Source organism: Citrobacter sp. Cm046 (assembly GCF_030333065.1).
GTDB classification, from domain to species: Bacteria; Pseudomonadota; Gammaproteobacteria; order Enterobacterales; family Enterobacteriaceae; genus Citrobacter; species Citrobacter murliniae.
In genome coordinates this window covers 37,036-62,894 of the sequence record NZ_JAOWGP010000046.1, presented here as the reverse complement: position 1 = coordinate 62,894, position 25,859 = coordinate 37,036, and the positions used below count along the sequence as shown (strand labels likewise).

The following is a 25,859-nucleotide window of genomic DNA, read 5'->3' as shown; positions in this document are numbered from 1 at the left end:
TAGTTACAGAACAGATGCCCTGATTAATTTTTCGGGAACTGAGTTTTTTTGACACAATAACCCACCAGTCATTCTTTATCATTTAATTGCCCCAGATAGTACTCGTAACGTTTAAGAAACATTATCCTGCATTCCTCATCCATATTCCCTATCACTTTTTTAATATCAACCCTCATCCCACAATGGTTCATTCTGGCGATGCTCAATGCTATAAAATCAAAATCGGCTGCAGATGGTTCATTCATATCTTTCATATCCGCCCCCTATGTGATACAAGAAATAACTTCATGCATAACTTATAGCCACAATCCTTCCTCCAGTCATCAAATACATTAATAAAACGTGACTTACGGCACTAATTAATCTTAACTGCTTACAAATTAAAAACTGAAATTTGAGCGCATCGATTTACTATAAGTTAACTCAGGCAAAAAGCACGAACTGGTTAGCGATTCATACAAATTTAAATTATAATAAGTATGATTGCCTGTAATTAATTAGTAAAATAATTCATTTCTTCAGACGCCATTAATAGCTCAGGAATTGTTAATTATTTAAATCATATCATCGTCGAAAACACATCATTCCATTGGAGTGTTTATTTTCGGCTCCGTGAATTTTTCTGACAATTTATTTATGATAATAACAAAGAATTGACATGGTATAATTCAACCACCTTTTCCCTAGGGATTAGTTATACTGCCAGTTCAGCATCGGGCAAATGACATTTAGCCCACCGAACATCGGGGTTGCTACTTTTAGCAAATCATAATGCTTCTAAGCCACTGTTCAACGTCTAATCACTCTATCTACCAATATCGGAACTTCTCCAGGAAGAGTAAGCGCCGGATCAAAAAAGTGAGGGTTACTTTCTTGCATGCTGTCAGACTCTTCTGGATTGCAGGTTGGATGATATGATCCAATGTCCCCAGAAGCTGATGAATAGCAATTATGGCTGCTTCAGCTCGAAACCCTTAGCATTTGGATAGCACCGCCGGTTCATCATCCAGCAGGCGCGCTGGCCCATTCAAAAAACACGACGACTTAAAAATTTATCTAGTCTTAAAAAAAGCCACGGCAAAGCCGTGGCGGAGTTAACGGGAAGAGTACGCTTTTAAAGTCACACCTCACGGTAAGATGCAGTTTCCTGAGCCGGTGAAGCAGACTCATCGCAGACGAGATAAAGCACATGACCGGGCTGGGACGCGCCGGCCGCACCTTCGTGTCCGTCGACATGTTCACCGCCGTCATAGCAGTCGTAACCGCTGAACCCGCTTACGGGCTCGCTGTAGCTGTGACGCACCTCGCAGTCAAACACCGCTGAAATTTCCCCGACAACCTCACCTGACGGCGGAAGCCAGGGCGTATCCATCTGCAGCGTAAGACTGTTTGGCGTATGGCGCTGCCAGTTGACATTGTGCCCGGCCGGCCACTCCATGCCGTACTGTCGGCAGTAGAGACTGGTTGTAGTCGATACCCCTGACATCAGCCCCCCGGAGCCGTTCAGCTCTGCTGCCAGCCGCGTGGGTATGACGGCCAGCATATCGCAGGGCTGGGAGCGTTCAGGATACTGGCTGAGCCGCTCCCAGGCAGTTGCGGCATCAGACTCATCGCCGGCACTGACCAGACCAAACCAGTCGGTATACTGTCTGGCAATCAGATCCGCCATAACCTCACGTGCCGGGCCGGGAATATTCTCCCATTTCAGCGCGCCCAGACCTGACTGGTGATAAAGCCGGTCCACGGCTCTGATGGCTTCCGCATCGAGGATGGCATCCTTCAGCAGGAGCGCCAGCCAGCTTTCAAACGCCTGATTGGCCGCAGTGGAAAGCCCTGCGCCTGCACGGACCAGCCCCTGAAAAGGCGGATACGACGTGGTCCGCACCGGCTTGAGTATCCCCGCAGCGCCGGCCAGAAACAGCTGTATGCTCTGCTGCACGGCGTGGCGGTGACGCGGTACGTCAGTGCCGTTTATCCACTGCAGCATGACGTCGATGCAGACGGATTTACCGGTGATTTCCAGGCGGTTATGACACCATTCGGACATAGTGAATACTCCTCTTTCATAAAAAAAAGAGGACACCGTCCCGTGAGGAGCGGTGTCCTCACGGGACGGCGACAGTTACGGAATAACCGCCACCGGATAAGTTAATTACGCCGCCACAGTCTGACTTTCAGGCAGTGCCAGCAGATATTCCGACGCTTCCCGGGCATGCCGGCAGGCGCGGAACAGGGCCTTTTTGTCAGATTTCAGCACCTTCAGCCAGTGGTCCACATAGCTGTCGTGCTGAACCTCACCGAACACGCCGAGCTGAGCACATAAAAACGCGCTGCCCATTTCGGCGATGAGCTCCTCAAAGGCATACACCGGGTCCCCGAACTGCCGGGATGAGGAAGTTATCCCCTCCCGGTTAAGTCGCTTCGCATGACCGGTACTGTGCACCAGCTCATGCAACAGCGTGGACCAGCAGTCCGCCTCCGTAAAAAACTGCTCAGCCATCGGCATCACAATCTCATCCGTCAGCGGGCGGTAATAAGCCCGGTTCTGAGGCAGCATCCGGTGTTTAACCCCTGTGGCGTTAAACATCCGGATCACCCTGTTCATCACGTCCGGACAGAGTATGCCGTCCTCATCCACCGTCGGTGGTTGCTCAGGTGAAGCCGCAACCTCTGCCGGCAACCCCTCACACTGCTCAGCGTTGAACAGCTGCAGGGGTTTGAGCATCGGCACGGTTTCCATCAGCGGTTTACCGTCACTGTCATAAAGGCGGTTGCCTTCGCGATCCTCCGCCTGCTTCGTCCAGTCCTTATAAACCACCGCCAGGGTGGCTTTCTCACCCTTACGCACCTGCCCGCCAGCCTGCTGCGCCTGCCGGTAAGTCATCCAGCGATTATTGCGAAACCCCTGCTCTTCCGCTGACATCCAGAGAAGCAGGACATTCACACCGCTGTAATGACGTCCGGTTGTGGCATTCAGGGGCAGACCGGCCAGACCGCTGCCGGCAGCCGCGCGCCACGGCTTACGCCAGGGCGCGACGCCGTTTTCCAGCGCGACAACAATGCGGTCGGTGATCTGGCGATAAAGGTCAGTCTGTTTTGCCGGACGGAGGGCCGCCTTGTGTGAAGTCGTTTTTTTCATGAGATATACCTTTAATCAGAGGCATACCCCTGCGCCGGCGGGCGCAGAGATACGCCCGTCGACGGGAAATTCAGAAGTCAGTTACCATGCGGCATAAAACCACAGGTATTCATGTTCAAAGTCAAAATCACTGAGCAGGCTTTCCAGCCTGTCAAGCAGGGTGAAAACGTACTGCAGCCGGCGCTGAAGAAGCGGATTATCCTCATTACCCTCTGTAAATGTCGCAATCGCACAGTCCAGCCTCTCTTTCAGTTGCTGAATATGCTCGCGTGACAGTTCCAGACAGGTCGCGTTTTCCACCTCACCGACATGCTTATCCACCCAGGTAACCAGTGAAAAATCGCAGCCCAGTTCACAGACCGGATGATACGGTGCCGGTACTGCGACAATCTGCCGGCCCTGGCTGTAGAGAAAAATATCCAGTCCCATACGACCTCCTTCGGTTCAGAAAGAGGCAGGAACCTTTCCGGAAGGAAAAGTCCCTGCCGGAGTAAGTTAACGTCCGGTTATTCGCAGCGCCCCCTGCGGGGTCACCTGCGATAACCTGGCCTGCAGCCTGCCACAGGCGTTCAGAAAGGTTTGATGATCTTCAGGCTTCGCCCGCTTACAGCTGATGAAGGCCGCCTGCGTCAGCAGACGCACGGCGTTTTCACGCCAGCGACAGAGTTCATCAGGCCCGACACAGGCACTGAAGTGACAGACCGCACTCGCCAAAAGCTGATCGGCCTTCTGGCGATACTGCGCCACTTTCACCCGGTCAGTCGCTGCGGTGAGCACCTGTATCTGTGTGTCGGTAATCAGGATCCTCAGTTCCGTCCTGCCGGACAGTACAGAGGTGGCGACCGCGTCGCTTATCGTCAGTGATTCAATAAAATCATCGTCGCCGGCAAGCAGGAGCGCCGTGTCGTACCAGTCCTCATTTTTCTGAGGGTGACACCCTGCGGCATACGCAATACGCGGCACCGGATCGTTGCCCTGCCAGGCACCGGTGGCCGGCATAAGATAAACCCCCTCATCCTTTGCCAGATGAAGCTGACCTCCCTGCATGCGGGCGGTCAGCAGGACGCTCGTCAAATCTTTATTGTCGAAAAAAAGCATGGGGCTCTCCGGTAAAAAAGGGAGAGCCGCTCCGTCCGGAGTCATCTCTCCCGACGGGGTTAAAGTCATTACTGTTTAAAACGAGTCAGATTTTTCCGCGACCCGCTTCAGTTCATACAGCTGAAATTCAGCCTCTGTAAACGCATTCCAGTCGACGTTGCTCAGTACCCGCTCACCACCGGAGAGCAGCTGCAGCAGCAGGGAATCAAACGCGCCCTCGCCTACCGGTGTTTTCAGTACCGGCTGAGGCGCGGTCAGCGTCGGCTGCTCAGGCAGGCCGAGATGTTGTTCAATCCAGCGTAACGGTAACGCCCAGCTGCGACCCTCGTCTGAAGAATGTATCCGGAAGCTGTCCGGACACAGGTTATGCAGCAGGACCATCACAATGCGTGCAAAGAAATCGCAGGGCTGATGCTGAAAATCCAGCTCCTGGATACTCAGCGCATTGCGGTTGCGCTCCCGCTCAATGGTCATGTTGACCGGCCAGACACTGCCGCCTGTGTCGCCACAGAACGCCATAACATCAGCAACCGGAAACAGGTCAGCCGCGCGATTAAGCGACGGCAGATACGTATTCCCCGGACGCAGACGCACCGGTAGTTGCCAGAAAGTTTCTGTTACGGCCAGAACGAAAGCATGCCAGTGACGCAACGGAACCGTGCTGACGTGCTCGATGGTGTAGACAACCGGCATGGAAGACGGCGAAGAAGACAGGTTTCTCATTGATAAATCCTCCGTAAATAAAAAAGGGGGATTTATCCCCCGGACGGGAGTAAATCCCCGTCAGGGTGTGTTCTGTCTGTCTGATTACATCATTTCGAGGGCCGCGATAGCTTTGTCACCACAAGCCTCATTCTGCCCTCGGGTCACAGCCTGCTCCCAGAAAGGTCGGTTAATTTCTTTACCGAGACGGTCCAGAGTGCAGAGAAGTTCTCGGGCAGTGGCAGGCAGCGGCGGAATATCACCGTCCCTGAGAAAACAGACAAACCAGCCATAGGCTGTGCCGGCGTTAATGATGGCATCTTCCAGATACGTCAGTTCACTGGGTTCATCCCGGTCCGTATGAAGATCGAGACGCTGAAATGCCCTGATGCTCAGGAGTTCACTCTCAAGCAGGCAAAGCCAGCTGAGCGTGTCCAGTGGTGTTTTAAGCGTATAAACGTCTGCGTACATGGGTATATCCTCAGGTAAATAACGGGATACTCCCTCCGACGGAGAGATATCCCCGTCAGGGTCCACAACATTTTACGGTCACGGCCTTCATCAGCCGATCAGTTCAGCGCATATGAATCAGATTGCTCCTGATACACATATTCAGGATTAAAGCGCAGGCTTTTCAACGCAGCTACCGACAGTGGAACAGCGAAATTTATGCCAGAGACGGCCACACCACCCAGTATGTCCCCGGCCTTAACCCGGGAAGAATATCCGTAATACTGACACCAGACGCAAAGTTCGGGGTCAGCCGGATCACAATCACCGAGCGGTGCGACAAAACCTGTTCGCCACAGGAGATGTTATCTCTGAGGATTTCGCCCCGGATAAAAATGCCACTTACGGGGTTGTAATGAGCGGGACATACATCCCGACGGGCCTCAGACATCGACAGAATACGAAAAGTGACATCGTGCAGTGCTTCAGTCATGAGAATGCCCTCCGGAAAGAAAACGGTAGCGCAGGTGTGCCAGATGCTGTGCCTGACGGCAGGCATTAAGGTATGCGTTTCGACGACCTGTCATTCCCTCAGGGAGGGAAACCAGCAGGCGATGAAAAGCATACTCGCCGCGGTGGCAGCCTGTACGGACGGTAAGAAAGACGTTAACACCCTGGTCTTTGACAGAAGTGATATGCGCACGGACGGCATAATTGTCCGAGCCGTTGACATACCAGCTGCTGTTGCGATGCAGATAAATGAAAGATTTTAATCTCCGGACAGTTGCGTCAGCAGATTGCTGAAGTTGAGTAAGAAGATGTTCAGGGAAAACCGCAGAAGAAATGACAGACATTGTGTTTCTCCATAAAAAAGGGAAACACCTGCCCGACCGGGAAGTGTTTCCCGTCGGGGAGTCAGAAAAAACAACATTCTGACTGTCTGATAAGTTGAAATGACCTCAATCACTGTGCAGTGATATCCGTTTCCAGAGGTTAAACGGATTTACCACCCGAAGGTATCCTCTCTCAGGCTGCGAGGATTTTCCGGTCACCCGAAGGTGTTTCTCTCAGACCGGTGAAACGTTAGCTGGCAGTCACCCAAAGGCGCTCCTCTCAGACTGCCGGAGCATTAGCTGGTTGCATGTAGCAACAAGAAAGCCTGTCTATTTTCAGAGCAAATAGTGATTATGTCAACCTGGGTAACAAATGGGTGTCCCCAAATGATACCAGTCATTTAGAAATCAAAACGCTGTTAAGATACCATTTAAATGTTACTCATCATTTTGATACCACTTAAATGTTACCACAGGCGGTAAAATGTACATTTATGCGTACCTTCGAGCGTCAACGATTGAGCAGGATGCACTACGTGCAAAAAACAGGCTTAAGGAATTTGCCGCTCATCATGGGCAACGTATAGCTGGTTGGTACGTTGAAAACGCATCGGGAGCATCGCTTGACCGACCAGAGCTAAATCGAATGCTTTCCGACATGGAGTCAGGTGATGTGATTCTGTTAGAACAAGTAGATCGTCTTTCACGCCTGAGTGATGGCGACTGGGATACACTTAAACGGTGGATGTTTGAAAAAGAACTATCGGTTATCAGCCTAGATCTCCCAACTAGCCATATAGCGCTTACCCATGCCGCTTCAGACAACTTTACACGTAGCATGCTAAGGGCTGTAAATGGGATGATGCTCGATATGCTTGCAGCTATAGCGCGCAAAGACTATGAGGATCGTCGCCGGCGCCAGAAAGAGGGCGTTGAAAAGGCCAGGCTTGAAGGTAAGTATGCAGGACGACAGCCGGACATGGCCAAGCATGAACTTATAAGAACATTACGTTTATTGAACGGTAAATCATTAAATGAAACAGCGCGTCTTGCAGGTGTTTCCAAAATGACTGTTATTCGGGTTTGTAAAAACAGTCAGCCTGGGCAGACTACAATTTACGGTAATAAAGAATGAAATTTACAGAAAGTGATATCAAAAATATAAACCAGCTTTTTGAAGACCCACTTAATGCAGGCTATGTACTGAATTTCACAAACAAATCGATGCGCGAGTTTTTCGAATCTGAGCTGTCAATCGATATAGACAACGACATCTATCGAAAAGATGGTGACTCAAAAATGAAGCGATTGCGTTGCCTTTTGAAGCAAGATGACAGGGAGACAGTTCTTAGAGTGGTCACTCGACTCTGGGAATACAGAAAAACAATACCTGACAACGTGATCACTGCTCAGGATGATGCAGTCTACGGCAAATTGATATCCAAAATTCAGGGGGCAGACAGTCTTGCAGCAGCCGGCAAGACACCTGCATTGATCGTCCCCACGGGCATCGATAATAATTATTTTCTTAAAGGTCTGGAAACCCTCCATAACCAACCGCCTCATCAACGGGGACACAGCTTTGAATTATGGCTTAACGAACTATTTACCGCTTTCTATCTATCCCCTAAAGGCGCATTCAGGTTGAAGGGCGAACAGATTGACGGCAGTTTTCTGTTAAATAATGAAACCTATCTTGTCGAAGCAAAGTGGCATAGTACTAAAACAGGAAACGCTGATCTCCATGCATTTCATGGCAAGCTGGATCAGAAAATTTCATGGGCTCGCGGCGTATTCATCAGTTGGGCTGGATTTACAAAGAGTGGTCTGGATGCATGGGGGAGGGGAAAGAAGGTCATCTGTGTCAGCGGTTATGATCTTGTTCTCATGTTAAAAAATAACATCAGTTTCAGAATGTTGATGGAAGAAAAAATCAGACGGGCAGCCGAAACGGGCAACTTATATATCAAGATTGACGAAATTTATCCTGATATTGTTAAGTGAACATGCTCTTTTATGTTACAAGATCAAAAAAGGCCTCCATCAGGAAGCCTTTTTTGAAAAATTCATTCGCGTTCCGACCATCGTTGAGTAGGGGCGGGCGCTTACATACATAGAGTTACCTCTGGGTACAGATTATGATTGCCTAGATACAGCATGTCAACCTCAATCTGTCACAAACATAGTCACGCGCTAACCACAAATTTGGCATTTTTGTCTAAGTTCATGGAAGGTATACTGAATCTATGAAACCTTATGGATCAGAACAATGACAATTCAAGCGATTACAGAGTCCCTTTCTACAGCCAGGTTCTCAACATACCAAATACCTATCCTAGGCGGGGCTTCGCCAGAACAATGCCTTGGCATCTATCTTTGGAATAAGCAACTTGCGAGTGCTTTTTTACCAGCACTTCAAATCATTGAAATTTCGCTTCGCAACGCTATCTATCAGTCCTGGATAGCACACGAAGAAGAGCAGGTTGAGCTGAATTTCCAGCCGCATGATTGGGTGAAAGAAAAAGCTAAAATTGACAAACTTTGGTTTGTTAATACATTCACAAAGCAAAATAACTTTATCGCATGGAGTAATATCCAAACAGCGGTAAAACAGCTTAATTATGAAAATAAACCTTTGACCGCAGAAAATTTCATATCAAAGTTAACTTTGGGCTTTTGGGTATCTCTGGTACAAAAAGATTTCGACGTACAAAAAAACTCTTATCTCAAATTATGGCCACATTTAAGGCACCGTGTATTCCCGAATGCTATCGATTCAACCTCCGGCTCTGCATTATCAATAAATAGCATAGGTAATGAACTCAAGGATATCAATAAGATAAGAAACCGCCTCTCTCATCATGAGCCTTTGTGGCGCAATAAGAAAGCATATCAAGTCGAGGATGTAATAAACAAAGTAATTGAACATTATGACAGATGTTTAAAAGTAATCTATTGGATAAATCCCTCTAATCTCAAATTACTTGACATAATTGAGAGCAATACAAGAATGTCTGAACTTTGTTCCTTACATGCTCTCTGGAAGAATAAACAACTCCCTGCAGGAATTCCCACTTTGCTAGTGAGAAAAGACTGGTCAAAAGGAGTTAAAATTAATCCTGAACACACGGGAGAAATAATAAATATTACTGCAGCAAATGTGCTGGTTAAGAGTGACAAAAATCAGGCAATTTTTTATGGAGCGGATAAGGCTATGCAGGGCGGAATCAATACCTTTGCCCTTAATGATAAGGTTCGATTCACGCCAGAAGCAAGCTCCGCAAAATATCCTAATGCAAAGAACATCAGGAAGCTTTAAGACCTCATTAATGTCATGATAATTTTGAATAAGTCACAGCCTTGATTGTGCTGTGGCGTTACGTCCTGAAGTGATGTGTAAAAACGTCTATTCTGTTTCCTCACGAAAATAAACCTGTTTGATATACCGCCCCCGGCCATCACCATGCCCTAAATCCATCGACACTAATGCCTCGGCTTCATCGCGACTCATTCCATTTTTAATATGATGATTTACAGCATCGCGAGAGTAAGCATATCGTAAACTGTGCGGCGCATTTTTACCATTCATTCCGGCTTCTCTTACAATATTACGGTAGCGATCAATAGCGGTATGCAGAGAGGGTTTATCAATCAACTTTCCGTTATGTTCACTGGCATAATGAATTGCCTTATCAAGAATTGATAAAACTTTTTCACGATTAAAAACAGTTGTTTCCCTTGGACGTCCGCCTTTAGTCCCGAAAACAACACGGACACGCTCATGATTATTAATCAGTGCCTGCTTCCATGTCTTTAAAGACTTTGCAGACTGAACGGTTTCTTCTGTTCTCAACCCAAGGTATCTTGAAAGTTGTACCGCGAGCGCAACACCTTCATCTTTTTTAAGCGCAAAATTCACAACCGCATTAAGTTTTTCATCTGTAATAGGGAGTTTAGTGCCATCCCGGTTAGCACCAGAAATTCCCAGGGCCTGATTACTCAGACTGGTATGATTGGGATCGGCTAGTTTATTTCTTCCTGCTGATAATAAAACAGAGCGGATAGCAGACATCTCATTCTGTAACGTCCTGAGAGACAAACTGTCTTCCTTCCTGCTCTCAATATACTTTTCAATATGGGAAGTTTTGATATGTTTTACGTCCCTAATCTGAATATTCAGTTCAGATAGACGTTCAGAAAAACGTTCTGCAATTCTTGAGCGGTCAGCCACAGTTTTATAACTTCCCCGTCCCTGACGAGCAAGGGTGACAAGTTGTTTGCACAGCTGTTTACTGAATCTGGACATTCCTATATCTCCGCAGGGATACACGTCCCTCGGCTTGTAAATAAGCGGACGGATCTGTACCCCAATAATTCATCCCCGACGACACGGTTGCTTTTGCGCTTCCTGCGTCTCAACTGGTATCTGTGCATCGGGGCGGCGAATTGTTGAGTTCTTGCGAGGCACCCCAGATCTCTGATCTGTTTGCTGCTTATGCAGAGCTGACTGACGTCAAGCTGCCTCCAACACTACTGTTCGTAGTGTCGCCATCGATACCGAGTCGATTTCCTCCTTACTGATAGTTGAACGTTCAGACGGCCTTCAGTCATGCTTACGTTGATGTAAAAGTGAGTTTAATACCGTACTGACACGGACTACATGTTGGTCAGATGGTAGTAAAACGTTGAAAACCACGTCGTACGTGGGTTGAGACGTTATGCGCTGCGCGCGTCACTTGGTAGTGTCTTCGCCACTTCACAAGTGACGCACGCTCCTCTGCTCCTAATGAGACTCACGTAAGCGGCCAAATGTACCAAATGGCCTTATACGTGCGTTCAAAAGTCGCATCGTCAGCAACACGTCGGAAAAGATAAAATAGTCAAAATGTTGAAGCGTAAAACCTCGCCTTGGCGAGCTTTATAGCTTAAAGACGCAACACACACGTTATTGGTTAAAGGAACCGTACCAGGACTGGCGCGGTTGAGTCGTTAATGAACCTTCATCACAGTCATGATCTCCGTTCTCAAAGGGTAAACGGAGGTACCGCCACATGGGCATCCTCTTCCAGGCTACGAGGATATTGTGACCACCCGAAAGCGTTTCTCACAGGTCACATGAAACATTGGATGGCACTTACCCGAAGGCGCCTCTCACAAAGTGCTGAGACATTGGATGGTTGTCCGAGGACAACAGTACAACACGGACAGATTAAATGATTTGACTGAATGTCGTCAATCATAACAAGTTAACTATTCAAAAAAATCTCATGCTTTACGTTAATTACCCCCCGACATAAAAATAAAAGCGAGGAAAAAACCTCGCTATAAAAAACACATTGGAAATTATCCACCCTATATTACAAATACATTTAACGCCCTAAAATCAACGAAGGCACCAATCTGTTTCAAATAATCTTCGCCGACCAACTGAGGGCGATAAGTCATGTTTTCATTAAATGCAGAGTAGTGTTGAAATGAACAGCGACCAATTACTGATGGAACATTATTCACAATGCCATATGTGGTGGCAAACGTAAGGTCGATTATTTCCATGTTTGGCGTCGTCAACCACGCATGTAAATTTATCGCCCCCACATCTGACATATGATTACCCAGATTACTTTTTAACTCCTCTTCACTCGTATAAAAAACTGGCCGCTTCTCATAATCAACATAACCTAAAGTATAATAAAGCGGAGTTTGTAAAACTTCTTCTAAAGACCCCTGAACGAAATACATATAACCAAAGCATTGTTGTGAGACTTGTTCGGGAGTATACTTTGAAGCAATGTCCTGAATAACCTTTATCGCAGCTTCACTTTTTTCTCCAGTCAGAAGCGGAGTTTTACTCAATGTGATATCAGGCACATCAAGCTTCCACTTCCTAGAGCGTTTTACAGCAGAGATGAACTCTGCCTCATAATTTACACTCTTGCTAAACCTATTAATTATCCCTCTAAACATAATATCTTCTGTAAACTAGTAAAACCGGCCATCCGCCACCAAACCTAACATATTCTACAAATACTATCTTCACATACACCCCAGGGTAAAACATATACCTACTTTTAATACTAGTTCCCCCCTCCCCCAACAAATACATTAATTATCAGTTCAGCAGCCTGATGCGAGCGTTGAATTTAATAAAGTAATGCATGCGGAACAACATAAATTTGATGTTGAGACCGTGATCCTGGCTCAGCTACTCGTAGCCGTTTTATGACTTCCTAAATATCTGGCAGACTGGGGTTACGCTCAGTCGTGTTGTGTAAGACGGGGAAAGTAGTTCGCAACACATTGCCTAACCCAGAGTGACTTAGGGGGGCTGAGGTGAGTAGACCCGCCGGTTACCCGGACGGGCCCCTCCTCAGAACCGGACTTGCGGAACTACCGTATCCGGCTCCCGACAGATCAGTTTCCCTCACATATTCAGTGAGAATGGAACATTGATTGAGTTCTCCATCGCGATGGGTATCCCAGCATTTTGAGGATCAGATCCAGCTTTTCCCATGTCATTGGGTGTCTGCCACCTTTACGGTTGAACCACCTGTAGATGATCCGCCTGCTCTGGTAGATGAACTGCCCCACACGTCTTTTGTTATCTGAGATGCCATGGTAATTAATCCATCCACGCACTACCCGGATAACCGTGTTCAGGGTTTGCCTTCTGTTGGCATTGAGGTTATTCCACAGGAAGTCTCTCAGGCCTTTAAGCTTGGCCGCAAAGCGGTCCTTCCGGCTGGTGAACTTCAGCCGCCAGTACCCTTTGCACGTTCTACCCAGTAGCAGTTAACCCCCCCAGAAAGTTGAACGTCGGAAGACGTTCTCCTCTCTGATTTGCTCTCATCGCCGCCACGTGACACGCAGCAAGGAGCTGCGATTTGTCTTCGTGAAGTTCGATGCCAAATCGGCCCAATCTTTTCGGCAGCGCGCTTGCTATAGAAGCGTTTCGCCTCATGCTGGTACTCGAAGGTAAATACCATATCGTCTGCATATCTGGCCATGTCTGCCTTCCCCCTGATATGCGAACAGCTGATTTCAGCAAACCATTCATCTACCACATGGTGAAGGTAGATATTGGCAAGTACCGGGAACAATATGGAACCCTGAGGGCAGCCGATATCATTACTGTGTGATTTACCCTCTTCCAGAACTGGTGCAGTTACCCGGGAAGGCGCAAGACTCGTTATCCGGTGGCGCTGGCTGCTCCTTCCGGAGCAGGACCTTCACCTGCAAGATAAGTGCGGCTTTTCACAGCGCACCGCTCAGTGGAACGAAAACTCACGTTAAGGTTGTTTTTTTACCCACTTATGTGGAAGGACAGGAAATCCTCCTGCCATGATACTTTTTTTGCATAACGAAAATGACAATTCATTAACCGTAGTCGGGGTGAAACAATCATGGTGCAAAAAAAGGAGCAATTATGCATACCCGAAATTTATCTCAAAACCTTATTGTCAGTTCAGTCGGCTATGGTGCGATGGGACTGAGCGAATTCTATGGCCAGACAGATGACAGGACTTCCCTGCAGCTGTTACATAAACTCATTGACCTGGAGATTACGTTCATTGATACCGCTAACCTGTACGGGCGGGGTCATAACGAACGGCTGATTGGCCACTTTCTTGCCGGGCTCGATAAGGCCACACGTGAGCAGTTCAGAGTTGCCACAAAATGCGGAATCGATCGAGCGCCAGAGGAGGCTTACGCCCGCACCATTAACAATCAACCGGACTATATTACCCGCTGCTGTAATGAATCTCTCAAGAGGCTCGGCATTGAACGGATCGATCTGTTCTATCTTCACAGGGTCAGCCAGGCGACGCCTGTCGAGGAGAGCATGGAATGTCTGAGCCGTCTCGTCAAAGATGGAAAGATCAATCATATCGGACTTTGTGAAGTCTCTGCATCGACCCTGCGCCGGGCTCATGCTGTACACCCACTCACAGCCCTGCAGACAGAATATTCACTATGGACACGTGACATTGAAGATGAAATCCTGCCGGCAGTGAAAGGACTGGGGATTGGCCTGGTACCCTATTCTCCGCTGGGAAGGGGGTTCCTGACCGGAAAATACCGTAAAAACAGCGATTTTTCTGAAGGTGACTTCCGTAAAAATAATGAGCGTTTCATTCAGTCCAGCCTGGATCACAACGTACAGCTTCTTGATGCTGTCCTCCCGCTTGCTGAAAAGTACGGTTGTACCACAGGTCAGGTGGCGCTGGCCTGGCTGCTCGCGCAGTACGATAAGCTGGTACCGATCCCCGGTACCAAGCACACCCGTTATCTGGCCGAAAATGCGCAGGCGGCCGACATCGCTCTGGACAAATCAGATATTGCACTACTGAACGATATTCACCAGCGCGTTGGGATCAAAGGTGGCCGGTATTCTGAAGAAGGTATGAAAGGCGTTAACGCCTGAAATCCGTTCACATAATAAGAAACCGGGCAATGCCCGGTTTCTTTGTTTTGATTAGCCGCCCGGCTGCTGTATGGCCGATAATTTTTCTTCAGCGGTAAACGCTCAGCGCAACCCCTTCGCCACCGCCAACACACAATGCTGCAACACCGCGTTTGTTATCATTGCGCAGGAGGCCATGCACGAGGGTGACCAGAATACGGCATCCCGAAGCACCGATAGCATGCCCGAGTGCGATGGCTCCGCCACAGGGATTGATGCGATCAGGTGAAATACCCGCCCGGCTGATCACTGCCAGCGCCTGGGCTGCAAACGCTTCATTGGACTCCAGGTGATCAACGTCTTCCGGTTTCCAGCCAGAGCGGGAAAGACAGTCTGCGATAGCCTGTACCGGAGCGACACCCATTAATGCCGGTTTGATCCCCGAATTCGCAAACGCGCCAAGAGATGCGAGAACTGGCAGCCCACGTGCCTCGGCAGTGTTTCTGGTACAAAGAAGGACAGCGGCCGCGCCATCATTTAGAGAGGATGCATTACCTGCCGTCACCGTTCCTCCCTTTCTGAATACGGGTTTCAGCTGCATCAGTTTTTCAATGCTGGTTTTGCGGGGACCTTCATCCCTGTCCACTCTCAGTGTTGCGCCTTTCCTGTCCTGCCATTCTACAGGAACGATTTCACGATCAAACATTCCCTTCTTCTGAGCATCCATCGCCTTCATATGGGACAAGAGCGCGTATTCATCCTGCATTTCTCGACTGATACTGAATTCAGCAGCAACATTTTCGGCGGTGACGCCCATATGGTTATTATCGAAAGCATCCCAGAGTCCGTCGGACACCACGCTGTCCTTCATACTACTGTCTCCCAGTCTTGTCCCAGTGCGTGAAGCCATCAGAATATGGGGGGCGCCGGACATGCTTTCCTGACCGCCGGCAATGACGAATTCTGACTCCCCCGTCTGCAGCGCCTGCATACCCAGATGAACCGATTTGAGGCCTGAACCGCAGACCTTGTTAATCGTCAGACATTGCGTTTCAACAGGTAGCCCGGCATTCAGCGCGGACTGGCGCGCGGGATTCTGGCCACAACCGGCCGTCAGTACCTGTCCCATAATAACCTGAGAAATCTCAGCGGCTTCCACTCCTGAGTCTTCAAGAAGCGCACGAATGACGTGACTTCCGAGTTCTGCTGCGGAATGACCCGACAGGGAACCCAGGAAGGTGCCGGTTGCCGTACGTTTTGCAGAAACAATCACAACTTCGTTCATTACATTTCCTCTTTCAGGCCAGGCAGGGTATGGCCGGTCGCCGCCATAGCAGCGCGGTAGGCCGTCAGGCCGTTCATGCATGCCGGAACGCCGGCATAGACAGCCATCTGTATCACGATTTCAAGCAGTTCCTCCGGAGTGACGCCGGTATTGAGTGCCGCTCTCATGTGTAATTCAAGCTGTGGCATGGCGTTACCCAGCGTCACAAGCGAAGCAACCGTCAGCATTTCTCTCGTCCTGAGATCCAGTCCGGGGCGGCCAACCACAGCACCAAAAGCGTAATCTGTAATCAGGGCCGGTAAGGTGGGATCAAGTTCGCTCAGTCGGGTGGTGACTTTATCAGCGAGCCCGGACTCAAGGCGATCCATAATTTCTCTTCCATAGAGTGTCAGATCGTCAGTTTGACTCATAAGATTTCTCCGGAGTGGTTTGTATAGACGTCACGCGAGTCGGAATGGCGGCAACGAGCAGGACAGAAAGTCCGATAGCTGCGCCAGCTGCGATATAAAGCAGCGGGACTGAAAAAGCGGATACCATCCAGGCACCGGCAGATGCCCCGACACCAATAGCGGTATTGAAGAATGAAACGTAAACCGCAGACGCCGGGAAGGTTTTATCTTCTGCCAGGCGCAGGACCCACGTCTGGAAGCCCACAAAAATCCCGGATACAGCCACGCCCCAGATGACCATAGCGGTAAAGACAGCGGTGCCTGAAAGGGATGCACCGGATAAACCCAGAAATACGAGCACCGCACAGATAAGCAGGACCGATACTGATACCGTTTCCTTGAGATGTTTATCAATCATCATTCCGGTGAGAAAATTGCCGGCAAGACCGGCGATACCGTAAACAAACAGAACTGCCGGGATGACAGATGTGGCAAGGGCATGCTGCGTGTGCAGCCAGGGCTCAATGTATGTAAAAGCGGCAAAGTGTGCGGTTACGGCCAGTAACGTGGCAGAGTAAATTTTCCACAGCGCAGAGGATTTAAATACACTTTTGAGCGCCTCCAGGCCGATCGCACTTTTACTGGTTATCTGTGGCACCAGTATGGTGATGCCGGCAAAGGCCACCACGCTGAGTAAAGCCATCAGCCAGAACGCCTGTCTCCAGCCGAAGTGTATACCAATATAATTTGATACCGGCACGCCAAATACGCTGGCTGCAGAAACGCCACCAAAAACGATAGAAGTTGCCGCGCCCAGGAACCGGGCTGGCACGATAGCCACTGCGGTGGCACCGATCATCGCCCAGAATGCGCCATGTGCCAGCGCGCCCAGTACGCGTGCAGCAAGCAGTATGGCGTAGGTGTTTACCGTGGCGGCAAGAACGTTAGAAAGAAAAAGTATGACAGTGAGCGTGAGCAGGAGTCGCTTCTTGGCCACATTACCAAGGAATACTGATGCAAAGAGTGCGCTCAGTGCGCCCACCCAGGCATAAAGTGAAACCGTCATGCCAACCGCTGACTCAGAGGCGCGAAGTCCCTCTGCAATAGGCGTCAGCAGGCCGACAGGAGCCAGTTCTGTGGTCACGATGGTAAATGTTGAAAGAGCGAGAATAAACAAGGCAAGCCACGACCTTAAGGTCATATCCTGCGGGGATTTTTCTGAATGCATATATTCTTACCTCAAGGTTGGTTTAAATAACCGGCCAGCGATGTTTTATCGCGTGCCCGGCCAGCGCTGAATGTTTACCTACACAGACAGGGTGGCCGGCTGATGCAAGCATCGGAATGTCAGAGAGATCATCACCATAGGCATAACAGTCAGAAGGATTAATATTTCTCTGTTCGCAAAACTGAATGAGCGCATCTTTCTTTCCGTCACCAATCGTCTGCGGATAACCTATTTCCCCCGTCATTTTTCCCGCACCAGTAAACTTCAGTGGTGCGCAAAGGATATCTTTCACGCCAAGGTATTTTGCGACAGGAGACAGAATGGGAAGCATTGATCCGGATATGAAAATAATATACATATTTTCAGCCTGATGTTTTTTAAGAGCCGAAACCGCACTTCCTATAAATAATCCTGAATTCAGCTTAAACCGGAACCATTTTTCACCAGCCTCTTCAAGCTCCTTATAACTGACACCTGCAAACTGCCTGTAATACTCCCTGTTGAGCTGCTCACGGGGAGTCCCTTTTTTAACTTCAGCCCGGAAGTGTGTCATATAGTTCTGGAGCTTAGCGTGTTCATTTTTCTCCCGACACCAGAAGTCAAAAAAATCAAACATACTTTTAATATTTATCAGGGTCTCATCGACGTCAAAAAAAGCAGCTGCCTGTTGCAAAACTCACTCCTCGTAATTTTTTCTTCGGCTTTTTTCCGGGAAATCTTTATGGTTTCCGGGAACCCCTGCGTCTGCCCAGCGAGAAGGCTGTATTTCAGAAATGACAACGGAGATTTTATCCAGTGGTGCCCCGGTATTTTTATGCACAGCAAACGTAATATCTTCCTGTAACCGGGTAATTTCACTTTCATTTTTTGCGGGCCAGGTAGTGATGTGAACAAATGGCATATTTTATCTCACTCTGTTGTGGTAAATTCATCGAAGGAACGGACTTTCAGTTTTAAATGAGCATGGATGTCCCCACCCAGACCATAAAGTCCGATTGCGCCGCCGTAGCTCTGGCGGGAACTCATATAAAGGACAACAACGTTGATAATCCGATTTTCATTCCGTTCATGTGCCGGAAAGGGATCGGGCAATTCCGCCCAGTAATCTGCATTGCCGTTGTGATCGGTGATAAAAACGTTAGGTATGCCCAGAGGGCCCGGCCGGCTTGGATTCTCAGTCGCTAAATCTTTTTCCCGAAGGCTCATCACGGTATAAACACTGTCGGGAACAAGATGACGGAAAGAAAACGTAAACCTTGCGCTCCTGCCGTCTTCAGACAGACAGACATCAAGAGTGCCCTCCGCATGCATCCAGTCTTCCAGTGTGACAGGCTGAACCTGACGTTTACCATCACTGCTACGATAATCAGCAATATAGCCTTCATGCAGCGGCAGACTGGGCCGGCTTTCGGTGTTCGCCTGCGGCCGCTGCTCCGGAGCAAAAAGCATCCCGTAATTATTCAACGGGATGGGTAACGGAAGGGTATGCAGGATGATGTCCCTGACTTCATCTTGCGACATACCTTCAATGTCGCGCAGTATTCTGTAAGGCTTCGTCGCGCCGAATTCGGGCACGGGGCTGTCTGCTGCCACAAGCACGCTACGCCATTCCAGCCCGTTATCACCCGGCACCATGCCAACCACCACAAAGTTGCCGTTACCATCCATGACCTCCGCAGGGGGGTACAGCGGCCCCTGCGTGGTAGCAGCCAGGCGGTATGTCCGGCTACCTGATTCAGACATGCGTCACCCCGTCTGCCGCGATGTTCTGTCCAGCAACTGCCGCCAGCATGGCAGCTTCAGCCAGCGATTTCTCCTTTTCAGCAATCAGATCTGAAGGATATACGGTGAACGATACATCCATCGTTGCGCAAAGCGTCTGATGCTGGGTCACGCGAACCTGTGCTCTGAAACGTCCCCTTCGCTCATTAATATCCTTCTCAAGGAATTCAAAATGGACCAGCGCCGGTAAAGGAAACAGAAAGCTGGAAAAGGTCGTCGCCATGCTGTTAATGACGTAGTAGCGCCCTGATTCCTGCTTATAAATAAACTCTTCGGTAACGGCGATAAAAGCCTGACGACTTGCCTCCACCAGAAGCATCCCCTGAATATGCTGACCGGTCTGATGATCGGCCATGAGTTCACAGCGTTCGTCAATCAGCAGCGGCATCGCAAAAAGGTCACTGTTATGTTCGGCCTGTTCTGCTGAGCCGATAAGAACATTCTGCTCCAGCCTTTTATGACAATGTGCATTTTTTTTATCACTGACCAGTTTTTCCAGAGAGCACATTTTAAGTTTATTGCCATGCACAGCATTTCTTGCCTGATTTGAAATGACTTTTCCCGCGAAATCTTTACGTACACCCTGGCCGATAATAATTTCATGTTCTTTATCAATAATGTTGGCAGGAATTTGCGAAAGTAATTCAAGCTGAGAAATAGTCAGAACATCTTTACCGTTTGCAAATTCATTAAACTTATCGCCTACAATAACCAGTTTTTTATAGTTCATTTATCATTCCTCAGCAGCAGCAGGCACGGTAGATACGAGTATAAAGACCCTCGTTGCCACCGGTGATGTAATTATCTCCGGCCTGCTGGATAATTTCCTGGTAACGTGCATTGGTGAAGGCTTCCTTATAGGCTTCCTTATCGCCGTTGAAAGAGGAGATAAACATCACACCCGGCACACCGCTGATAAGAGAGTGGAATGCTTCAAAGCTCTCAACCTTGTCTTTATTGTCCCTTACGACATTGAAAATGGTCTCATCACGCCACTGACGATACTGCTGATAATTATGAGCCGGAACTTCGACATGGCGAAGCTGAATGTACTGGCTTTCAGGGAGATCTTTCTTGTTGTCAATCGGGGATTCCACAAACTTAAGCAACTCTCTGCGAATATCGGCAGAAAGAACATCAGCCAGACGATGGAACATAGATTCCATCTCTTCTTCTACCCACGAAATTTCCTTGATGTCGTTGAATGAACGCAGCTCCAGAAGTTCATTAACACCCTGCTCTTCTGAATAATAGTATCGTGTGCTGCCGGTGTTTTTTAAGAACGGGAAGTCAGCAGCGGAAACATTATTTTTTAACGGAAAGCGTGATACCAGCACATAGTTAGATGACATTATTATCTCCGGATAAATACCTGATTAAGTTCGGAGCAAATTTATCAATCTGTGACGTGGATGGAATTATTTAATGTGTAATTCAATTTTTGTATTACTGTAAACAGACAGATCCCTGATATGATCATTAGTGTTAACACCCGGAATACTAAAGAGTTTAGAATAAAATTTTGACTGGCAGGATGGAATCTATGGCAACTGCAGGACACCTGATAAGTAATAACCTCCCCAGCGTTAAACAGCTCCAGTGCTTCCTCGCTGTTGCTCATGAACTGAATTTTCGCAGAGCTGCTGAACGACTCAGAATGACTCAACCTCCGTTAACCCGGCAGATAAAGTGCCTGGAAGACGTGCTGGATCAGCAGTTGTTCAGCCGCAGTACGCATGAAGTCAGCCTGACAGAGGCTGGAGTGGCCCTGGTAATTAAAGCAGAGAAGATCCTGCAGGAGCTTAATGCCCTGAAAACCGGTTCACTGACATCCGGGAGGAGAATACGGATCGGCCTTACCCGGACGCTCAATTTTGAATTTATCGAACCCGTCAGCAAACAGCTTATTGAACTGGATGCCGGAGACGACGTTGAAACGCCTAATCTGACTTCTGCACAGCTCCTTCAGTGCCTGTCGAAAAATACGCTTGACCTCGTGCTTACGGGGGAAAAGGGCACAGGCCATGAAGATACGGTTCAGTATCGCTGGGTTTGCTGCGAACCGCTGCTGATGGCAATGCCAGCCATACACCCCGCCAGCCTGAAAGAAAAAGTATCACTCAAAGACGTCAGTGATTTACCACTTTTCTGGTTTTCAAGAAGCGCAAATCCTTCATTTTATGACAAATGTGAACGTTTTTTTGAACAGCTCAGTATCCAGCTCAAAAGGGTTAAAGAGCCGGATGATTCACTCGTTATGCTCACCCACATAGCAAGAGGCAAAGGGTTTGCACTGATGCCCCAGTCGAAATGCACCTTTAATCAGGAAGGGCTGTGCTACCGAGAACTGACAGATGATGAATCTCAGAAACTGAATATTGATATCTACGCAGCAACCAGGATCAATGAGAAGCGGGAGGCAGTACTGGATGCCCGGGACGTCTTATGTGGAAAAAATTTTTCCGACTGAAGAACTTACATGGAATCATGTTTGGATATCGAATCTATGATCACTCCCGTTTTTGCAACACTGATTTTCGACGATATTGGGATGGTTAAAACTAAAGGTTTTTGCGACCCCGATGTACAGTCAACGTGGAAAAATTTAATGTCGATAGTGGAAAACAATATGGTGTAGGCTGTTCTTATTGCATGTACAGATCTCAGCCCGTTGATAACTGAAAATTCCTGTAGCTTTGTCATCGTGGATACGGCACGGCAGCCTGTCTTTCAAGAGCGACCATTAAAAAATTCAGGAGACTAGCCGACAGCAGTGAAAAGCGATAATAGTAACATCTGCCAACCTGATGTCCGCTTCATGCCCTGAGACATTCGACAAGCTTTTTATGGCTTCAGACAGGCGGTCATAGGCAAAGTAGGGAAGCACAGCGCTGTGAATCCTGAACCCAACGCGGCCGTCCGGGTACTGCCATGCATCCAGATATTTACCCATCGCACGGCGGCTGTCATCGTTATCTTCCAGCAGCAACAGCATCTTATCGTAGCGGACCGTCAGCGCTTTTGAGACCTTACGCGGCTCGCGTCAGGTAAATATCTGGTTCAGATTGTCGTCTGCATCGAGCGGACGGTGAACGTCAAAATCGTGCCTCGGTACCTTCGCGAAACGGCGGTTGTAATCCGCCATAAACTCAGTGGCAAAGGCGTTAGCTGGGTCCGGCGTACTGATGCCTGCAGCCTGAGTTCCTGACCAGGCGTTCCTGCAACGTGAGATACGCACGCTCCACGCGCCCCCTGGCAGAGCTGGTGTTGGCGCGGATACCGGTGATGTTCAGCTCGTTCATCGCACGTCCGAACTGTGTCTGACCGTCGCCGCCAGTCGCATTTTTGTTGCTGATGCGGAAGACGCTGGCCTTATAGCTGTAAAACGCCAGCGGCTTGCCGTGCTGCTCCAGATAGCCGGGCGTGGCTTCAAAATAGGTAAACGTGGACTCGGAACGGACAAAATGAAGCTGCATCACGCGGCTGGTCGCGTCATCCACGTAAACCAGCAGTTGCAGGCCGGACCACATTCATCAAACCAGCGGTGATCGCAGCCGTCGATCTGTATCAGCTCGCCGACACAGGCGCGCCGGCTGCGAGACTGCAGGGTCTTAGGTGTGCGATGCCTGAGAGGGATCCAGAGGCCTAGCTGCATCATCAGCTTGCGCACTGTCTCTTTAGACAGCATCACGCCGTGCAGCTCAGCCAGCTTCTCGCAGGTAAGCGTCGGACCAAAGTCGGATAGAGCTCGCGGATGATCTGGATCGCACGTTCAGCAAGGCCTTCAGGCAGCTGGTAGTTACTGAGATTACCGCGCCAACGATCAGCCATGCTCAGCGGAGCGTCGGAGCGGTAGCGCTGGAGCAGACGGAGACAGTGTCTGTCGGAAATACCGAGACGCTCTGCAGCGAGATGTGTTGTCAGCCGCCGGTCTATAACGTCCTGAATCAGTTTAAGCCGGTTAACTTCGTCCATCGTGAAAAACTACGCACCAGAAGTCGCCCATATCAGGTTCCTCAGCAGGCAGCCCGAAGCGGCCAGATAAGCATAGCTCAGAACGGCCAGGCCAGCTTTGCTTCTATAACGCACCAGTATTTTCCGTACCGGCCAGTATGGTCAAAGGCGGGTGCTCAGGCACTCCGAGATGTTGTTCCACCCAGACTAACCGTAAGCAACTGGCCAGAACGATAGCTGAAGGATATGAACAGATCCAGCCCATTATGTGAAAGCGCAACGTATTATAATCAATACGTTCCTCATCGGGGTCATTCTCCCGTCCCGCAATGATGCTGATCTCAGTGCAAAGGCGAAATTGTTCCCGGATGAAGCATATTCCGGAGATGTAAACCGTGTTCTGATTAAGCGAAATATCATCCCCGCATCAGATATGTTCGATAATTCCGGGATACAGGTATAGCCAGCCTATCAGATATATATCAGCAGAAATAGCGTTACAATCTTGTCCACATTCAGTCGCTTCCTTAAATCTTCCATCTCAACGTTGTCGATTAACCCTCAAGGCTTTTAATGTTTTTCTGAAGCATACACAAATCGTTGATGTTCGTAATTGCACAAAAACTCAGCTATAGTCGGATGAAGATCCCCTAACAGGAGAAGAAGATGTATCAGACTCAAGATGAGCGAGCCTGGCGGAGGGGTTATTCATTAGGCAGGTTTTGGCAGAAAATTAAAAGACAATTCTCCCGTACTGACTGCCGATGTGTCAGCTGGGCCGTGAGCCGTAATATGCCAAAATGGGTAGGACACCTACCCATTGTAGGGCTGCTTATTCTGTCAATGAGCGCCATAATTCTTGGCGGTTTTGTGCTTATATCCTCAGTGTTAATTCTCTGGGGCCTTGCTATAGCGAGCTCCCTTATGAAGGTTGGAGTATCCAGCACTGCTGATCAAACTGAAAGTAGTGACTACGTTATGGAAAGCGCTCGCCATGGTCAATACGATGCTCCTTACCATCCACCAAGAGATGGTTAAGATCACAGAAGCCCTTACGGTCGTCGTGACGTTCTTCATTATCGCGTTGCTTTGCTGTTTATCGTATTTGCTGCTGCATCGCCTAATTTCCCTCCGGTATTCTGAGCAGTTTCGGTGCCTTTTTGGATGGCGTTGCTTAATGCCACTGCAATATTTACCCCTGCCCATGATAAAGCGCCTAACCATACTGCAGGCAATACAATAAACATCGCTCCCATCACCAGATTCATAATGAGGTCATCTGAGCTGTTCTGCAGTCCCGCCATATTAAAGCGGCTGTGTGTATCTGAACTATACAACGCTGTCAGGAGCCAGCTGTCGAGCCAGCGCGCCAGTTCCCACCAGAACGTCAGGAAGTTCAGAGCGAATATTACAAAGGTCAGCGTAATAACGGTCTTGAACTCGTAAGCCGCAAACGCCAGAATCAGCGGCAGCATGACATACATTGCCATCAGCAGGATAGCCTGCACCATTGGCAGCGCCTGTCGCATCGCATCGAACGCCGGGAACGCCGCCAGACTGCCGAGAGATGTCCCGCCAATGGCCGCCACGCGTGCCGCGGCATTATCCAGGGTAAAATCGGCGTTGCCGCCATAGCCGGCATAAACGTGACCATTCTGTGAGACCGTCAGGCTTTCCGGGCTGACCAGACGACGGATGACAGCTTCCTGATAGTCACTGTCGTTAAAGCCTGACATTTTCATTGCGGCCGAGATACGCAGCCACATATCGGGGTCGGCCTGGTCCTTCACCCGTGCTTTCAGTCCTGTGTCCGTACTGCTCCACCACTCGCTGCAGGTGGGATAGCCTCCTCTTCCGGTATTGGGCCGGCCACTGTCCCGGCTGTCGGTCCACGGGAACGCAGCCCGGGGCAGTTTGGACTGCAGCGAAGGATAATACCGGCTCAGGAATGTACTGCTGCCAATCCATTCGATATCACGCAGCGTGGTTTTGTCCTTTGTCTGTCCCTGATCCTGTTGCTTCCACAGATACAGCGCAACCGAATAGCAGTCGTTGGTGAAGTCCTGCAGTTCCTGCGCCAGCGCTTTGTTGTCGATACGCGTATGCTGCACTTCAAAGCGGATCTGTCGCATGTCAGGGCTGCAGGGAATGGTCGCCACGGCCGCCTGGGTTACCCCTTTAGAGAGTTTATGAATCAGCACCCACCATACCGGTGCTGCGGCCGTCTGGTCGTTAAGGCTGGTGACCACGCCGGCATAGCCGCTTTCATCCGGCGCTTTGGGCGTCCACACACCACAGCTCTTTGCCCGGGTTGTGTCGTACTGCATCGTACTGAGGCTGACATTAATCAGCGGTACGCAGCAGGCAATCATCACCAGAAATCCGGCATACAGCGCGTTCTCGATACGGGGCAGCGACAGCATCCCCTTGTTGCCTTCATCTTCCCCCTCTTCACGGACCTTCAGCCAGATCCCTACCACCTTAAACGCCAGCGGCAGGACAAAAAGGCCGGTGCTCAGCAGGACATTCCACAGACCGTTATTGATCACCCAGCCGAGCAGCGTGAGAAAATACTCAAGATAGCTGTTTGTCGTCATC

The 25,859-nt window shown here is 49.2% G+C and carries 25 protein-coding genes and 2 pseudogenes; 5 read left to right on the top strand and 22 right to left on the bottom strand.

Annotated features, from left to right (window positions below):
* Positions 1-68: 68 nt before the first annotated feature.
* The 9 genes from OGX98_RS21545 to OGX98_RS21505 form a co-directional block, all read right to left on the bottom strand.
* Positions 69-254 carry a glycogen synthase gene (locus OGX98_RS21545; RefSeq protein WP_003029829.1) on the bottom strand — a complete coding sequence of 62 codons (186 nt, stop codon included), beginning with the start codon at positions 252-254 and terminating at the stop codon, positions 69-71.
* Between the two features lie 866 nt (positions 255-1,120).
* Complete coding sequence (locus OGX98_RS21540; protein ID WP_003029826.1) at positions 1,121-2,047, bottom strand: DUF1281 domain-containing protein; 927 nt, start codon at positions 2,045-2,047, stop codon at positions 1,121-1,123.
* A 105-nt stretch (positions 2,048-2,152) separates the two neighbouring features.
* On the bottom strand, positions 2,153-3,139 hold the full coding sequence (locus OGX98_RS21535; protein ID WP_003029824.1) for an ArdC family protein: 987 nt from the start codon (positions 3,137-3,139) through the stop codon (positions 2,153-2,155).
* Positions 3,140-3,220: 81 nt separating this feature from the next.
* Complete coding sequence (locus OGX98_RS21530) at positions 3,221-3,568, bottom strand: hypothetical protein (RefSeq protein WP_058684981.1); 348 nt, start codon at positions 3,566-3,568, stop codon at positions 3,221-3,223.
* A gap of 66 nt (positions 3,569-3,634) precedes the next feature.
* Positions 3,635-4,237, bottom strand: coding sequence for a DUF3085 domain-containing protein (locus OGX98_RS21525; protein WP_003029819.1), 603 nt, complete (start codon positions 4,235-4,237; stop codon positions 3,635-3,637).
* Positions 4,238-4,312: 75 nt separating this feature from the next.
* Positions 4,313-4,960: a hypothetical protein gene (locus OGX98_RS21520; protein WP_003029817.1), complete on the bottom strand. Its 648-nt coding sequence runs from the start codon at positions 4,958-4,960 to the stop codon at positions 4,313-4,315.
* An 84-nt stretch (positions 4,961-5,044) separates the two neighbouring features.
* A complete protein-coding gene (locus OGX98_RS21515) occupies positions 5,045-5,410 on the bottom strand; it encodes a hypothetical protein (RefSeq protein WP_003029815.1) in 366 nt (121 codons plus the stop codon).
* Positions 5,411-5,606: 196 nt separating this feature from the next.
* Positions 5,607-5,882, bottom strand: coding sequence for a hypothetical protein (locus OGX98_RS21510; RefSeq protein WP_223166104.1), 276 nt, complete (start codon positions 5,880-5,882; stop codon positions 5,607-5,609).
* Complete coding sequence (locus OGX98_RS21505; RefSeq protein WP_153266263.1) at positions 5,875-6,243, bottom strand: hypothetical protein; 369 nt, start codon at positions 6,241-6,243, stop codon at positions 5,875-5,877. The genes OGX98_RS21510 and OGX98_RS21505 overlap by 8 nt, the downstream gene beginning before the upstream one ends.
* Before the next feature lie 463 nt (positions 6,244-6,706).
* On the opposite strand from OGX98_RS21505, the gene OGX98_RS21500 reads away from it, so the two are divergent.
* From OGX98_RS21500 to OGX98_RS21490, 3 genes are all read left to right on the top strand, one after another.
* The gene (locus tag OGX98_RS21500; RefSeq protein WP_003029810.1) at positions 6,707-7,357 is read left to right on the top strand and encodes a recombinase family protein; all 651 of its coding nucleotides are present in this window, start codon (positions 6,707-6,709) and stop codon (positions 7,355-7,357) included.
* A complete protein-coding gene (locus tag OGX98_RS21495) occupies positions 7,354-8,226 on the top strand; it encodes a restriction endonuclease (RefSeq protein ID WP_003029809.1) in 873 nt (290 codons plus the stop codon). The genes OGX98_RS21500 and OGX98_RS21495 overlap by 4 nt, the downstream gene beginning before the upstream one ends.
* A gap of 265 nt (positions 8,227-8,491) precedes the next feature.
* A complete protein-coding gene (locus OGX98_RS21490) occupies positions 8,492-9,541 on the top strand; it encodes an Abi family protein (RefSeq protein ID WP_058684980.1) in 1,050 nt (349 codons plus the stop codon).
* A gap of 87 nt (positions 9,542-9,628) precedes the next feature.
* Here OGX98_RS21490 and OGX98_RS21485 read toward each other — a convergent pair whose 3' ends face one another.
* The 3 genes and pseudogenes from OGX98_RS21485 to OGX98_RS21475 form a co-directional block, all read right to left on the bottom strand.
* A complete protein-coding gene (locus OGX98_RS21485; RefSeq protein WP_003029803.1) occupies positions 9,629-10,528 on the bottom strand; it encodes an integrase domain-containing protein in 900 nt (299 codons plus the stop codon).
* 1,046 nt (positions 10,529-11,574) lie between these two features.
* Positions 11,575-12,186: a hypothetical protein gene (locus OGX98_RS21480; RefSeq protein ID WP_058684979.1), complete on the bottom strand. Its 612-nt coding sequence runs from the start codon at positions 12,184-12,186 to the stop codon at positions 11,575-11,577.
* Between the two features lie 465 nt (positions 12,187-12,651).
* Positions 12,652-13,388: pseudogene (locus OGX98_RS21475) on the bottom strand (reverse transcriptase domain-containing protein); the annotation flags it as partial.
* Positions 13,389-13,645: 257 nt separating this feature from the next.
* Between OGX98_RS21475 and OGX98_RS21470 the strand changes: the two are divergent.
* A complete protein-coding gene (locus OGX98_RS21470; RefSeq protein WP_058684978.1) occupies positions 13,646-14,644 on the top strand; it encodes an aldo/keto reductase in 999 nt (332 codons plus the stop codon).
* A gap of 88 nt (positions 14,645-14,732) precedes the next feature.
* Here OGX98_RS21470 and OGX98_RS21465 read toward each other — a convergent pair whose 3' ends face one another.
* From OGX98_RS21465 to OGX98_RS21430, 8 genes are read right to left on the bottom strand one after another with little or no spacing between them, the layout of a single operon-like run.
* Positions 14,733-15,908 carry an acetyl-CoA C-acetyltransferase gene (locus OGX98_RS21465; protein ID WP_003029792.1) on the bottom strand — a complete coding sequence of 392 codons (1,176 nt, stop codon included), beginning with the start codon at positions 15,906-15,908 and terminating at the stop codon, positions 14,733-14,735.
* The gene (locus tag OGX98_RS21460) at positions 15,908-16,318 is read right to left on the bottom strand and encodes a carboxymuconolactone decarboxylase family protein (RefSeq protein WP_003029790.1); all 411 of its coding nucleotides are present in this window, start codon (positions 16,316-16,318) and stop codon (positions 15,908-15,910) included. The genes OGX98_RS21465 and OGX98_RS21460 overlap by 1 nt, the downstream gene beginning before the upstream one ends.
* The gene (locus OGX98_RS21455) at positions 16,305-17,525 is read right to left on the bottom strand and encodes an MFS transporter (RefSeq protein WP_003029787.1); all 1,221 of its coding nucleotides are present in this window, start codon (positions 17,523-17,525) and stop codon (positions 16,305-16,307) included. The genes OGX98_RS21460 and OGX98_RS21455 overlap by 14 nt, the downstream gene beginning before the upstream one ends.
* 22 nt (positions 17,526-17,547) lie before the next feature.
* Positions 17,548-18,198: an HAD family hydrolase gene (locus OGX98_RS21450; protein ID WP_003029784.1), complete on the bottom strand. Its 651-nt coding sequence runs from the start codon at positions 18,196-18,198 to the stop codon at positions 17,548-17,550.
* Positions 18,199-18,201: 3 nt separating this feature from the next.
* Entirely contained in the window at positions 18,202-18,426 is a 225-nt protein-coding gene (thmT, locus tag OGX98_RS21445) for a 2-hydroxymuconate tautomerase (protein ID WP_003029782.1), read from the bottom strand.
* 8 nt (positions 18,427-18,434) lie between these two features.
* Positions 18,435-19,268 (bottom strand): hypothetical protein, encoded by an 834-nt coding sequence (locus OGX98_RS21440; RefSeq protein ID WP_003029781.1) that lies wholly within the window; start codon positions 19,266-19,268, stop codon positions 18,435-18,437.
* Positions 19,261-20,037 carry an AfsA-related hotdog domain-containing protein gene (locus tag OGX98_RS21435; RefSeq protein WP_058684977.1) on the bottom strand — a complete coding sequence of 259 codons (777 nt, stop codon included), beginning with the start codon at positions 20,035-20,037 and terminating at the stop codon, positions 19,261-19,263. Before OGX98_RS21435 ends, OGX98_RS21440 begins: the two co-directional genes overlap by 8 nt.
* 10 nt (positions 20,038-20,047) lie before the next feature.
* Entirely contained in the window at positions 20,048-20,659 is a 612-nt protein-coding gene (locus OGX98_RS21430; RefSeq protein ID WP_058684976.1) for a hypothetical protein, read from the bottom strand.
* A gap of 191 nt (positions 20,660-20,850) precedes the next feature.
* Between OGX98_RS21430 and OGX98_RS21425 the strand changes: the two genes are divergently transcribed.
* A complete protein-coding gene (locus OGX98_RS21425) occupies positions 20,851-21,777 on the top strand; it encodes a LysR family transcriptional regulator (protein ID WP_003029777.1) in 927 nt (308 codons plus the stop codon).
* A gap of 381 nt (positions 21,778-22,158) precedes the next feature.
* Here the strand turns inward: OGX98_RS21425 and OGX98_RS21420 are convergent.
* Together OGX98_RS21420 and OGX98_RS21415 are read right to left on the bottom strand one after the other, a co-directional pair.
* Positions 22,159-23,282: pseudogene (locus tag OGX98_RS21420) on the bottom strand (ISNCY family transposase); the annotation flags it as partial.
* Between the two features lie 1,055 nt (positions 23,283-24,337).
* Entirely contained in the window at positions 24,338-25,858 is a 1,521-nt protein-coding gene (locus tag OGX98_RS21415; protein ID WP_058684975.1) for a conjugal transfer protein TraG N-terminal domain-containing protein, read from the bottom strand.
* Between the last annotated feature and the right edge of the window lies 1 nt (position 25,859).

Coding starts and splice junctions, on each gene's coding strand:
- OGX98_RS21440 (WP_003029781.1), bottom strand. CDS start 19,268: ATGTCTGAATCAGGTAGCCGGACATACCGCCTGGCTGCTACCACGCAG.
- OGX98_RS21455 (WP_003029787.1), bottom strand. CDS start 17,525: ATGCATTCAGAAAAATCCCCGCAGGATATGACCTTAAGGTCGTGGCTT.
- OGX98_RS21535 (WP_003029824.1), bottom strand. CDS start 3,139: ATGAAAAAAACGACTTCACACAAGGCGGCCCTCCGTCCGGCAAAACAG.
- OGX98_RS21465 (WP_003029792.1), bottom strand. CDS start 15,908: ATGAACGAAGTTGTGATTGTTTCTGCAAAACGTACGGCAACCGGCACC.
- OGX98_RS21540 (WP_003029826.1), bottom strand. CDS start 2,047: ATGTCCGAATGGTGTCATAACCGCCTGGAAATCACCGGTAAATCCGTC.
- OGX98_RS21510 (WP_223166104.1), bottom strand. CDS start 5,882: ATGACTGAAGCACTGCACGATGTCACTTTTCGTATTCTGTCGATGTCT.
- OGX98_RS21485 (WP_003029803.1), bottom strand. CDS start 10,528: ATGTCCAGATTCAGTAAACAGCTGTGCAAACAACTTGTCACCCTTGCT.
- OGX98_RS21470 (WP_058684978.1), top strand. CDS start 13,646: ATGCATACCCGAAATTTATCTCAAAACCTTATTGTCAGTTCAGTCGGC.
- thmT (WP_003029782.1), bottom strand. CDS start 18,426: ATGCCATTTGTTCACATCACTACCTGGCCCGCAAAAAATGAAAGTGAA.
- OGX98_RS21480 (WP_058684979.1), bottom strand. CDS start 12,186: ATGTTTAGAGGGATAATTAATAGGTTTAGCAAGAGTGTAAATTATGAG.
- OGX98_RS21500 (WP_003029810.1), top strand. CDS start 6,707: ATGTACATTTATGCGTACCTTCGAGCGTCAACGATTGAGCAGGATGCA.
- OGX98_RS21525 (WP_003029819.1), bottom strand. CDS start 4,237: ATGCTTTTTTTCGACAATAAAGATTTGACGAGCGTCCTGCTGACCGCC.
- OGX98_RS21430 (WP_058684976.1), bottom strand. CDS start 20,659: ATGTCATCTAACTATGTGCTGGTATCACGCTTTCCGTTAAAAAATAAT.
- OGX98_RS21530 (WP_058684981.1), bottom strand. CDS start 3,568: ATGGGACTGGATATTTTTCTCTACAGCCAGGGCCGGCAGATTGTCGCA.
- OGX98_RS21505 (WP_153266263.1), bottom strand. CDS start 6,243: ATGTCTGTCATTTCTTCTGCGGTTTTCCCTGAACATCTTCTTACTCAA.
- OGX98_RS21460 (WP_003029790.1), bottom strand. CDS start 16,318: ATGAGTCAAACTGACGATCTGACACTCTATGGAAGAGAAATTATGGAT.
- OGX98_RS21515 (WP_003029815.1), bottom strand. CDS start 5,410: ATGTACGCAGACGTTTATACGCTTAAAACACCACTGGACACGCTCAGC.
- OGX98_RS21425 (WP_003029777.1), top strand. CDS start 20,851: ATGGCAACTGCAGGACACCTGATAAGTAATAACCTCCCCAGCGTTAAA.
- OGX98_RS21490 (WP_058684980.1), top strand. CDS start 8,492: ATGACAATTCAAGCGATTACAGAGTCCCTTTCTACAGCCAGGTTCTCA.
- OGX98_RS21435 (WP_058684977.1), bottom strand. CDS start 20,037: ATGAACTATAAAAAACTGGTTATTGTAGGCGATAAGTTTAATGAATTT.
- OGX98_RS21545 (WP_003029829.1), bottom strand. CDS start 254: ATGAAAGATATGAATGAACCATCTGCAGCCGATTTTGATTTTATAGCA.
- OGX98_RS21415 (WP_058684975.1), bottom strand. CDS start 25,858: ATGACGACAAACAGCTATCTTGAGTATTTTCTCACGCTGCTCGGCTGG.
- OGX98_RS21495 (WP_003029809.1), top strand. CDS start 7,354: ATGAAATTTACAGAAAGTGATATCAAAAATATAAACCAGCTTTTTGAA.
- OGX98_RS21520 (WP_003029817.1), bottom strand. CDS start 4,960: ATGAGAAACCTGTCTTCTTCGCCGTCTTCCATGCCGGTTGTCTACACC.